Consider the following 11,775-nt stretch of genomic DNA (forward strand, 5'->3'; position numbering starts at 1 on the left):
CTCATGAATTTTTAAAAAACAAGAGCAATGCAATTCCTTGCAAATATTATTTATCAATATCAATAATAAAGGCCTTTAAATAGACGCGCATTAATCTAAATTGGATCAATCCATTTACCTTGTGGTCCAGTCGATGATATTGGGTTTCCAAAATTATTCTGAAGGTAGAGATGGATATTCACTCGTGCGGCAATAGCTTGCGGCCCTGTCGAAATCCCACCGGGCAGCCCTTTCGCCGCCTTTTCGATCATACCCGTACCCCAGACCATAGGCCGATTTAGCCACTCCGGTAGTCTCGTCACCATCTCAGCCGCTTGCTGAAAGCCCCATCCATTTTCTTTGGAGCGAGCAATAATCCACTTGTTATTAGTCGGAAAATCAATTCTTGGTAGCGGCTTACTCCCTCCGCCGTCATATCGCCTAGGCTTTGTGCTGGCCCAATCTCCGTAGAAAAAGTTATAGTTGCCATACTTTTCAGAGAGATTACTGTATATTATTCTTGAGCTAATAATCTTGCTTTCAGAAAAATCATCATACTCAGAAAATGAATTTGGGAAGCTTGATCCCGTAATTACAAAATTTAACTTATTCGATAGGACAAGAAATTTTTCCATCCAACTGGATATAAGCAATTCTGATATTTCATTTTGTTTACTGTAGCCATAATCAATTATGATCAAAAAGTCTTTTTCCAAATTTTTTGAAACAATATTGATGATTTGATCAGAATCATACTGGCGCTCCAGCTCTATCCTAAAGGCAAACCCTCGATTCAGCTCAGTTGCAATTTCTATTTGCTTAGAGACTAAATCGGGCGTTACCCCAAGCAACTGTATACACGGCACGTAATTTTCATGATTCTTTATCAGGTCCATCCATTCCAGAGGACCCGACTTTTCATCAAGTAGTGAACGAAAATACTGGCGTGACGGCAAGTCCGATGTGCTTGAAAAATATCGATCAAGGTCAACAATGATAGGTATATTGCCAACACTTTTTTCAATAACTTTATAGGTATTTTCGAATTCGATGGAGTTCAGCCAAGGCGCCAGCAATACGATAGGCAGCATTTTGGATTTTTCTTCTCCTGGAAGCTTCTCCATTGCCTTCATTTCGGCACGTCTAATACAGATTGTCGGATAGTATCGCTTTGTAAATTTTGTCATTTCAGATGCCCAGTCGAAAGCCAACAGCGAGGCTTGAGGCGCGAAAAGCGGACGCAATCTGCTCAATGTTTTCCTTGTGCGGCGGCGTTCTATAATTTTCGTAATGCCACTCGGAAATTTTAAGCCACGGCATCAGCATTGCGGCGCCCAATTTATTGGCCTCCACTTCCTGACGACTGGTCAGCTTTGATCTATACAATATATTGTCCGTTATACCTTCTGCATCGATTAAATTTCTGTGAAGAAGATAGTGAGATATTTCATGGCAGACGGTAAATCTTTGCCTGACTGCTGCGTCAGTATTGTTGACTTGTATTTCATAAATGCCATCTTCTCTCTTTCTGATTAAACCCGAAACATCAGTAGAGAGTGTCACGCTCAACACTTCCAGTCCAAGTCGCTCCGCGATAGCGCCAACTTTCACTGGAATGGCATCAAAGATGTCCCAGAATTTCGCCAAATCAGCTTTATCCGCACGGAGCCAGAGTTGTTTGGCCGGATCATCGGGTGGGATATTGACGACCATCAGTCTACGTCCCCCTCATCAGTAGGTTCGTTCATGGCTAACTGTAGTGCGTCAGCATTAATCCTATCCGCCACCAACGGAAGCAAAGAAATCACTTCCAAGCGAACTCTCCGTTCGACAAACTGACGGTGGTGCCCATTTTCACTTTGCATCTCTTGCTCAATGCGAATTGTTCCGCTTCCCTTGGGACCGAATGCCTTCCCAATTTCTGCCAAAGCTTGCGCCTCTGCGTAACGCCCTGCGTCTCGCTTTAGATTACGAAATCCAAAAATACCTAATACTGTCAAAATAATGGCGCATACTGTAAATATTACAGTCACAGTGGTAAGCAAAACTGTGAGAATTGCGTTGTAGTCAACGGCAACTACACTCTTTGACGGTGCGCCTTGCAGAAGCCCTCTAATTTCGGAAAACGCAATCACACACACTGCCACAGTGGAGAGGACGGCTAAGAAGCCGTAAAATATGCGAACCGCCTGCTTCATATCTGATTGATAGCACGGCGTTGACGAGTCGCAAGGTCTTCCCGTGCCCACTTCGCGCCATTCTTCTGCACCAGCTTCGCGCTAAATTCCGCGCCAAAGGGCTGATTGAGGGCTATCAACTGTAGGTTATGACCGCAATTTCGACTCTGCCGCCCTCAAAATATGGAGGGCAGTAAGCTTGCCGACGTTTCGCCTTCTATTGCGCTGATCGTGGGCTAATTTTTCGCCGCAAGTTCGAGGCATCCACCCTAAGCATTCGCGCGGCAGTACGTAAACCGAACTTAGAAGCCATCGTCTTTAGGCGATCAATCTCCTGTTGCCGTTCCTGCATCCGCTTTTCGCGAACGGTCGGCTCTAGCTGCTTGGCCTGCCCGACAACCCCGTAATCCGGTAAGGCATCGGGATCGAGGCCAAGCGCGGCCTGCCGCTCCCAATCATTCGCCTCCTTGCCAATCAGCCGCACGCCAATGGCACGAATGTGACGGCGGCGGGTCTTGCCCCGATCTGAATAATCGCCGTTCAAAAACTTGGATTCAGGCGAGATGTGATAAGCCCTCAAGGCCTCGGCATAGGTTTTGAGGCTGTCTGCCGCCACTGGTTTTCCAGTCTCGCGGTCGAAGGCTGTTTTCGCGGCCACGGAATGATCGCGGCTGTAGGGGGCAACCGGCTTGGGCGGTTTCTTCCGCACCGGGCGTCCTCGCCTGCGCGGGCCAACAATGGCTTCCCGCTCACCGGACAGAAAACCCATTGAAAGAGCGAGTAAAAAATTGAACGGTTTCACCTGCTCGCGATAGGAGCGGTGGCGATTATAGGTTTTGAACCATCGCAACAGGTCGGGCGACGTTGCGCCATACCGGCTGATCGCGGGAAAGCTCAAGGCGGGGTGATAATCGCGGCTTACAATATCCGGCTTGCCTGCCAGCGCTGCGCTGACGATTTGAAACCACAGGTCGCAATGCCATCGGTCGGTGCCATCCTTCAAAACAGACTGATCCGGGTTCGGAAAGTCCGATGGCGCCTCATTACCCCGATAGGGTGGAAGCAAATGGCCCAAACCATGCGCCGATACCTTGCGCATGATGGGCGTGCCATCGGCGGCAAGATTGAACAGGGCATAGCGCTTTGACGATATGGCAAAGCAATAGAGCTGCACCGGGGCGTCACCCCCGCACGCGAAATTCACGTCCTCCACTTTGAGGATAGGACCGCCAAATTCATACGGGTTCAACGGCGTGAACCAATCGACAATGCCTTGCACGGCTTGGATAAAATCATCACTGGCCATCGCGTCGGGCTTGGCAAAGGCCATGCTGTCGGTGTCGCAAAACGACCAATCCAAGCCCCGGTCGGTCGCCTGTCTTTCGGCAATCGCAAGCATCAGCCGCGCCGCACCCGTTATCAGTGTCGCCAGCAGCGGATGAAAGAATGCGCCCGGTATCTCGCGCTTGTTGATGGTGCGGTCAAAAGCATCACGGGCGGTGCTGTAAACTGTGACAGCAACGGGGGCAGGTGTGCGGGCGACATTCATCTCCACCCAAATCCCATAGCTGGTGGAATTGGCGCAAATCTTGAGCGCTTGCTGTTCAGTGTCGAAGCGATCTTTTTCCGCGCCGCGTGCTGCCTTCGCCTTCCCCTTCACCTCCTGCCGCATTTCGATCATGCGGCGAAAGCAATCTGTTTCACGCGGATCGACAATATAGCTTTGATTTCCGGCCAGAGCCACGGGACGCAAACCTTCCTGCTTCGGCCCCGGCGTAAAGGTGATGGCCTCCAAGACTTCTGGCGCGTTGCCGGTTAGCAAACGAGACGCCAAGCAATCGGCCAGCGTGAACCATACGCCTTGGTCCGAGGTGAGATAGTTCAGGCCGATGGTCGATTGCGCCTCGCCATCATAGGCGGCGCGAACCGGGAAAATATCGCCATCGGGCCGTACGCAAACAAGCGTCGTCAAATCGCGCCATAGCGTTTGAGATTGCAAGGCGGGCAAATCCACCGTCGCCAATAACGCCCGCGTTGCGGTGCTGCTGTCGCACCATGCCATCCCCTGCGCAATCACGAAGTCCCACAAGCCCATCAGCGTGCAGACGGTGGGATACATGGAGAGGAAATCGCACAGCATCACCTGCCGCACCTCGCGGCGTATCCTCACTTCGGAACGTCCGCCGAAATAGCTGGCCATGATTTTGGCCGTCAGGTCTGGCGGGAAATCAGGCTGCATTTTGCGCCATGGGGCAATGCCCATTTCCTTGATATAGGCTTTGCCGATACCGGCCTCGCTGTAGATTTTTTCCGGGATGCTACGGTGCAGTTCCAGCGCCCCGAACCGCGCCATCAACTCCTGATAGCATTCCCATGTGGCCTGAACGTCGCGCACGGCATAGGCCGCCATATCCGATGTGATTGGCCCCTCGAAATCATCGAAATCCGCTTTGGGGTTTTTCACCTCCAAAAAGCGACTAAGACTACCCAAGCCAAAACTACGGGCAAACAGGGCACTGGCCAGCGTTTTCAGGTCAATGAAATGCCCGCGTCGCGCCTTGCCGGTAAACCCGCGTTTGCGCTGCCCGCGTGTGGCATCCTGCCCCATCGGCTTGGCGAAGGAAATCAGCGCCGCCTTGGCAGACATATGTTTGACGCGGATATTCGGGTTGAACTTCTGCCGCGACAATCTGAAGGTGAAACCATCGCGCATGGCGTTAGCCTCATCTCCTAGCGGCGCCCGTGCGGTGCCGTGGGCGATGGCCAATCGGGATATGTCGAAGGGCAGGTTAAAACCGACAATGGTGGCCCGGAAACGATAGGCCTTAGCAAAAAACACGCCATCCACGAAGGCGTCGCGGTCGCAAAGCATAAGGTCATGGGCGCGGGCATAATCGGTAAGCACCCGTAATTCATCGGGGGTTACGCCATCTGGATCATAGAACAGACCCGCCTCCACCAATTTGTCAGCACGGCGAAGCTGATACGTGCCAAAGCGCAAGGCTTGCCCTGCATCGGTGGTGGTTTCGGTGTCGAACACCAGTACCCATGGGGAGGCAGGTGTTGCGCTGTCATTGGGCTTGCGGAATGGCTTGGGTTCATCGGTGCCGTTAGATTTACGCTCACTGTAAGCGCGGATGGCAATCGCCAGTTCGTCGCTGATCGGAGGGGCGGTGTTCATGGCATCACCTCCACCTTGCGGGCATAGTCAATCAGCCAGCGCCCAAATTCATAGAGCCGGGGCGCAAGGGTTCGCAGCATATCGGCAAGGCCCAAAAGGAAATGCCCAATGGTTTCCAGCATCGGTTCGCTGCTGGCAAAGGGGGCCGGATGATCCTTCTGATCGTCGCTTACCTTGCGGTGACAATTGCGGCACAGCAATACCACAGTTTCATCGCGACCATGATCGGCAACATGGTGCTGTTCGATGGTGCGCCAATCGCTTTCCCCGCACATCCCGCAATGGGGATCGTTGGTGCCCAGCTTGTCGAGACGCGCCTGTTTGCGGCGCTCCCGCTTGTAGGGATCGTCGTGCATTGGAATTTCCTTTCAATTCTTGAGGCGGTAAACTTGTTCGAACACTTCGCTCCCGGCATTGGCGAGGCGGTGCAGCGTATTGGGATCGGTTTCGAGCGGGTGCGCCTCGCCCTTGGCGTCGATGACCGACTTTCCTTCGAAGGGGGCGAGTAACCCGGCGTCGTTCGAGTTCAGGAACCGCTTGACCGCGTTCAGATGCTCGCCGTTGAGGGACGACTGATCGAAGTCGCGCAAATCGCGCCGCTGCACTTCGCCGCGCGACACCACCAGCATTTCGCGATGCCGCTGATCGGTGATTTGCCAGAAGCGCCCACGCCATTCGGCCAGCGCATTATCTTTCAGAAAGCGGCGAAAGCGTTCGGCTGAAACACCCGCCTCTTTGGCCGCGCGACTTTGATTGCCGGATTGGCGCAAGAGTTTCAGGGCCGCTTCCAGTCGGTCATCGCTCTTGACCGGCTTAGGGCGAGCCGATGCTTCACCCGCGCGGGCATGGCCACGCCCTTGGGATTTGCTCAATCCCCGCTTCGCGGCGCTGGCTATCCGCCGCTGATACTCTGCTTTGTAATCGCGTTGCCGAGACATGGCGTTACCTTCGAACCTACCCGACTCCATGCCGGGAACGGTTCAAAGGTCTGAAAATTAGAACGATTGGGCGAATCCTCTTATGCTCACCACCCGCGCACTTATCATTTGCGCTATTTGGTTATTCCGCGCGGTCCACAAATTGCGATAATTCGTTTGGAAAGATTTTTATCGCTTAAACCATTTCCCGAAATTTCAGAGTTACCCAATTTTTCGCGGATCATTTGGCAAGCCGATTTGCGCGGCAAATTGCAAAAATCAGGCACGCTCGATTTTAAGTCTGCGATGGCGCCCTCAATTAGGTCCACGGACCCTTTGCGCGGTTTGGCGGGTATCATGGCGGCGGCGGCGCGTGGGTCATAAATGCGAACATTCGCATACAATCGGCCCAATCCTTCTAGGGTTGATCGAACCCAATCAGCTTGTGCATCTTCAAAAAAATCAGCATCAATTTTTACGGGGTAATAACTTTTTGAAGGTCGCACCCTAATCGCTAACGCGATCAAATCTTCATTATATAATTGGTCTAAAATATCTTCTTTCATTTGACGTATAATGCTATTACGCTTCTGAAGTTCAGAAATTGTGACATTGAATACGCCAGTGATTGCGGAAGTCACCTCCGTATAATCGGCATTTTTTACGAATTCCGAAAATGCGGCGAGGCCTCCTTTTGCGTTAGCAAGGGCTTTGCGGTTTTCGGGTGATGCAAAAGCCTCCCATGCATCGACCATGGGCACAGAGTTGTCGAAAAGGATCGATTTCTCTTCGCGTGACATCATGTAGCCTTCGCATTAAATTCTGAAAATCAGGCAATTAACTGCCAAAGCACTGGCAGAAATCGGCCATTTTTGCTATGCTTCGATATGCTTGAAAACACCAATTTCAGCCCCGACGCAACCACCGATGAATGGGCCAGCCGCTCTGAATTTTGGCTGGCCGAATGCGGGAAATTGCAGCGAAAACGACGCATCAGGGATCGGAACACAACCCCGCTGATCCTGACAGGGCATGGCACCAGTTTGCGGATTGAAGCCGGGTCGCTGGTAATCCGGCAGGGCTTTACCCATTATCCGCAAGCGCAAGAGGTATACCGCTTTTTCCGGGGCGAACTTTCCCTGCCGCCGATTATCATCCTGTTAGACGGTTCCGGCTCCCTGTCCTTTGACGTGCTGAACTGGCTTGGCGAGCAGAGCATCGCCTTGGCCCGAATTACGGCTGATGGCGGGCTTGCCGTGATGGCATCGGGCGCGGGCTTTGCGGCCAATTCCCAAAATCTGCGCTGGCAATTTGATATGCAACGCGACAACGCCAAGCGTATTGAATTCGCTCGTGATTTAATTACTCGGAAATTGGTCAACAGCATCGCCACGCTACAAGCGCAGTTTCCCGGCACCAGCGCCGGGACTTCGGCAATCACCAAGGCGCGAGCCACCATCGACCGCCTCAAAGCAGACGATATAACGGATATGAACATGATCCGCGCCATCGAAGGCGTGGCGGCGAACGCTTATTGGGCGGCATGGGCTGGGATTGAATTACACTGGACGGCCCAAACTCGGTATCCAGTGCCTGCCGAATGGCTTAGCTACCGCTCGCGCAGTTCAATCCTGACGGGGCACAAAAGCAAGAACCGGAAGGCCTCGCACCCCATAAACGCCATGTTGAATTACGCCTATGCGGTGCGGGCGGCGCAGCTTCAAATTCAGGCGGTGGCTGACGGCTTCGATCCTAACGCCGGGATCATGCACCACTATCGCGATGATTTCCCCGCTTACGTCTATGACCTGATCGAACCGGAACGCCCCAAGGTCGATAATGGGATTCTGACCTTTGCCCGCAATCGGTCATTCTCCGGAGCAGATTTTATCATCCGTAAAGACGGCGCTTGCCGCTTGTCGCCGCAATTGGCTCGCATTGTGGCGACTGTTATCTGTCAAGGGTGAACGTCAGCAGTTGCCACAACCCTTTCCATGATGGCGGAAGATAGTCGGTGCGCTGCGCGTCTCCCACATCACCGGCTGCTACATCATCCCTTCTTTTTGTGCGTTCAGCGAGTTCCAGTCATGTAACGCCTTTACACTTGCCAATCGCCCATTCGGCAAGTCCGGGGGAAGCGATCAAGACATTATAGACAGTGGCAGAAACGGCATGGCGAATTTTGCCCTCGATTAGTCGCGATTCTAAATAATTACCGCATCGTGTTGCAAACCACCGGTTCAGTGAATATTTCTGCCGTGGGATGCTGGCAACCGACCGCCGCAATGAACGGCAAATTGGACTTGATCCGCCAGCCGACGATTTGAGGGGGAAAGCCTTTGGCCAGACGTAAGCCGGATCAGCGAGTATCTACCATCTTCAAATTGAAGCGGTCGCAAGCGACGCTGGACTTCGTCGACGTTGATGTTGAACTAGACACAAAGGTTTTCATCAGTCCGCGCGCATTGTCGTTGATGCAAACAGATTGGGGCGATGGCTGTGTATCGCTCGTTCAAAATTTTTTCGAAACGGTGCTTCAACATATCAAGGCAGGGAATCACGGTGCCGCCGAAGCACTTTTGAGAGAACTCCGCGAACCTAATGAAACGCATCTGGGTATGTCGCGCGGTAAGTCGCGAGGGCGAGCGCTTGGTGAAGGCTCTGCACACGATGTTTGGGGTGCACTAAGTCAAAGCGCTGCCGCCAAATCTGGCCTCGTGCAAGATCTTGAAGATACCGTGCTACTTATTCCCGGCATTGGCGTGGATATTGTCTCGGACATATCGACGAATATCATTCGCGGCCCTTTGATCGAATATACACAGGAACAATGCAGGCAGCTTAGTATCCCACTGGAGGAGGGGGTACCGTCGGGTCCGATGTGGCACGCTGGCCGTCGCGAATGGATCACGCAGTTTGTCGAACTGCCAGTGACGAAGGTGGGCAAGCTTTTGCTCGTTCCAAAGGCGATCGTTCGTCGAACGCCACTGTTCAACATGCAGGAATATTATCGGCATTACCTTTTAGAGCATATGCAACGGGAAGAATTGAAGGCTGGATCTGCCCTCATTAAAATTGTAAAAAAACAACCAAAGGTATACAAGACTGATTTGATAGAAAAATATGGCGGAGACAAGAAGGCGGCTATAGAGCAGACGGTAAAATATCCTCAAATTTTGGACGAGTACAGGAGGGATGTCGGCAAGAGACCCTTTCTTCCTCTTAGTCACGAAGATTTCGACAATGTCGAAGGCATGCCGCCGGTTGATTGGGATAAATTATTAAAGGACGTTACATCTCTGCCCACGGGCAAGGACGACGCTTCGAAATACGAAAAAGCTATCGAAGCTCTTTTGACCGCGCTTTTATACCCCGATCTCGTCAGCCCTGTTTACCAGTCCGAACTTCACCAAGGCCGTAAGCGGATCGACATTCGATACACCAACATGGCGGGCGCAGGATTCTTTGCATGGCTCGCTAAGCACTATACTGCGCCGCACGTTTTCATCGAATGCAAAAACTATGGAAACGAGATAGCGAACCCGGAACTGGATCAAATTTCTAGTCGGTTTGGCCGCAGTCGCGGTGAGTTTGGAATTATCATTTGCCGCAAGTTCAAAAATAAAGCTCTTTTTCAGCAGCGCTGCCGCGATACGGCATTGGACGGTCGCGGATATGTGATCGCTCTGGACGACGATGATCTGGCCGTACTTGTTGAGGCGCGCAAGGTTGAGGACGAAAACACATATCGTAAGCTACCGCTGCTTCAAGGGCGCTTCGATGCGCTGATTTCTTGACTTTCTCTCGTTCCGACAATCCGCTCGAAGTATCTTTGATCGTTAAGGGCGCGTAACTGCTTAGTCGTTGCGGAGCGTTTGAATGATTGATTGCGGTGAGGTTTGGCATTCCCAATGGTGTGCAGTATGCTCAAGCTGGTAGGCAGAGGCCAAACAGGTAGGAGCTTTAAGGCTGTCTCCGGAACGGTAAATTTCACTCGTGATTGTGCGATGACGTTCAAGCAGGTTTGCGCCCCCGTGGCAGGCCTTGAGGTGGCTGCGCTCCATCTTCCATTTCTGCAAAAAGTTCAGCCAACGGAACACCGAGGGTACTGGCGATTTTGTCCAGCACATCAACGGTGGGGTTCGCTTCCCCCCTCTCCATGCCGCCAAGATAAGAGCGATCCACGCCTGCATCAAATGCAAGCCGCTCCTGCGATACGCCGAGCGCTACCCGAATTCGGCGAACATTTATCGCAATAAGTTTTCGCCCGTGCATGGCGGCACAAGTGACTTTTACCGTAGATTAAACCACGGTCTATATCCATCATAATTGGGATGATGGTATCCTGACCGATACGGCAAAGGGATGGCGATGGTACGGCGGCGCAGCGACGGCTTTCAGTGGGCACGCAATTTTATATGGGATACGGTTTTCCCCGTGCGTCGCAGGAAAAGCGGATTTTTGTCCGGCGCGCTCAGTTTAGTAATCATAATAGTCATGGGCATTGCCTTCATTTTTGCGTTAATTATCAGGCAATTTTTGGATCATCCTATAGTTTTTACCTTGATTATTGTATCGCTAGGAATCGTATTCCATATATATCAATCAAATATTTCAGATGATTTTGATAATAAAATTCAATCCGAGATGAACGAGAATAAATCTACCCTTGTTTCTCTCTACAGAACATCAATTCACCATGATCCATTTGGTAATCCATATAGAGACAAGTGGGTCGCTCACATCGATAATTTTCTGCGAACACGGGTAGTCCCCGAAGTCCGGAACTATGAACAATGGAGGGTCAGCGAGCGGGGAAAAAAGGCTGCGCAATTGGTCGACGAGTTCACCGTCAAACAGGACCGTGAACAACGTAACGACAGGCCCTCACTTGTGGCTGATCCACGCGACCTGACCCCAGCCCAATATGAGCAACACTGCGCTGATATTTTGAGCTATCTTGGCTGGAGCGTGCGCGTTACGCAAGCCAGCCGGGATCACGGTGCCGACGTGATTGCAGAGAAATATGGGCATCGACTCGTGCTGCAATGCAAGCGGTATGCTCAACCCGTTGGAAACAAGGGTGTGCAAGAGGCATATTCTGCCTTGCACCTGTATGATGGCTCCATCGCCTGCGTTGTTGCTCCTGCTGGTTTCACCGCCCAAGCAAAGAGAGAAGCGACTGGCCTGCGGGTGCAATTGCTCCACCACGCCGAACTTGAAGCGCTGGATAGCCGTTTGCAGGCCGCTGCCTAACAGGATCAAATGTGAGGCCGCTCGCGTTGGGCGCCCTCACTCCGAGGGTGTAGTCAGAAATATATTTCCGGGCACATATGACTATACCCCCTCCGGCGGGCAAAGGGACTCGTCCCTTTGCAATCCCATTTTGGGGTGGATGATGGTTTGCTATGTTGTGGGTGGAATGATGAAAGCCTGCGGCGCTGGCTTATCCGCGCCGCAGGCTTTCCAATTTCACGTCCGACACATAACGCCGAACCCATGGCGCAACGCAGACAGTAAC

The 11,775-nt window shown here is 52.1% G+C and carries 11 protein-coding genes; 3 read left to right on the plus strand and 8 right to left on the minus strand.

The window, feature by feature from the left end:
• Positions 1 to 95: 95 nt before the first annotated feature.
• The 7 genes from GGR38_RS15910 to GGR38_RS15940 form a co-directional block, all read right to left on the minus strand.
• On the minus strand, positions 96 to 1,232 hold the full coding sequence (locus GGR38_RS15910) for a beta family protein (RefSeq protein ID WP_183627158.1): 1,137 nt from the start codon (positions 1,230 to 1,232) through the stop codon (positions 96 to 98).
• Entirely contained in the window at positions 1,168 to 1,692 is a 525-nt protein-coding gene (locus GGR38_RS15915; RefSeq protein ID WP_183627159.1) for an ImmA/IrrE family metallo-endopeptidase, read from the minus strand. Before GGR38_RS15915 ends, GGR38_RS15910 begins: the two co-directional genes overlap by 65 nt.
• Positions 1,692 to 2,177, minus strand: coding sequence for a hypothetical protein (locus tag GGR38_RS15920; protein WP_183627160.1), 486 nt, complete (start codon positions 2,175 to 2,177; stop codon positions 1,692 to 1,694). Before GGR38_RS15920 ends, GGR38_RS15915 begins: the two co-directional genes overlap by 1 nt.
• A gap of 196 nt (positions 2,178 to 2,373) precedes the next feature.
• Positions 2,374 to 5,337, minus strand: coding sequence for a DNA polymerase domain-containing protein (locus tag GGR38_RS15925; protein WP_183627161.1), 2,964 nt, complete (start codon positions 5,335 to 5,337; stop codon positions 2,374 to 2,376).
• Positions 5,334 to 5,693 (minus strand): hypothetical protein, encoded by a 360-nt coding sequence (locus GGR38_RS15930; protein WP_183627162.1) that lies wholly within the window; start codon positions 5,691 to 5,693, stop codon positions 5,334 to 5,336. The genes GGR38_RS15925 and GGR38_RS15930 overlap by 4 nt, the downstream gene beginning before the upstream one ends.
• A 12-nt stretch (positions 5,694 to 5,705) precedes the next feature.
• Entirely contained in the window at positions 5,706 to 6,305 is a 600-nt protein-coding gene (locus GGR38_RS15935) for a hypothetical protein (protein WP_183627163.1), read from the minus strand.
• A gap of 83 nt (positions 6,306 to 6,388) precedes the next feature.
• Positions 6,389 to 7,057 (minus strand): hypothetical protein, encoded by a 669-nt coding sequence (locus GGR38_RS15940; RefSeq protein WP_183627164.1) that lies wholly within the window; start codon positions 7,055 to 7,057, stop codon positions 6,389 to 6,391.
• Between the two features lie 84 nt (positions 7,058 to 7,141).
• On the opposite strand from GGR38_RS15940, the gene cas1 reads away from it, so the two are divergent.
• Complete coding sequence (gene cas1 / locus GGR38_RS15945; RefSeq protein ID WP_183627165.1) at positions 7,142 to 8,221, plus strand: CRISPR-associated endonuclease Cas1; 1,080 nt, start codon at positions 7,142 to 7,144, stop codon at positions 8,219 to 8,221.
• Positions 8,222 to 8,593: 372 nt separating this feature from the next.
• Positions 8,594 to 10,051: a hypothetical protein gene (locus tag GGR38_RS15950; protein ID WP_183627166.1), complete on the plus strand. Its 1,458-nt coding sequence runs from the start codon at positions 8,594 to 8,596 to the stop codon at positions 10,049 to 10,051.
• Between the two features lie 217 nt (positions 10,052 to 10,268).
• On the opposite strand, the gene GGR38_RS15955 is transcribed toward GGR38_RS15950, so the two are convergent.
• Positions 10,269 to 10,529, minus strand: a complete 261-nt coding sequence (locus GGR38_RS15955) for a helix-turn-helix domain-containing protein (RefSeq protein ID WP_183627167.1) — start codon at positions 10,527 to 10,529, stop codon at positions 10,269 to 10,271.
• Positions 10,530 to 10,625: 96 nt separating this feature from the next.
• Between GGR38_RS15955 and GGR38_RS15960 the strand changes: the two genes are divergently transcribed.
• Positions 10,626 to 11,510, plus strand: a complete 885-nt coding sequence (locus GGR38_RS15960) for a restriction endonuclease (protein ID WP_183627168.1) — start codon at positions 10,626 to 10,628, stop codon at positions 11,508 to 11,510.
• Positions 11,511 to 11,775 lie beyond the last annotated feature (265 nt).

It is taken from the genome of Novosphingobium sediminicola, assembly GCF_014196525.1.
Classification (GTDB): Bacteria; Pseudomonadota; Alphaproteobacteria; order Sphingomonadales; family Sphingomonadaceae; genus Novosphingobium; species Novosphingobium sediminicola.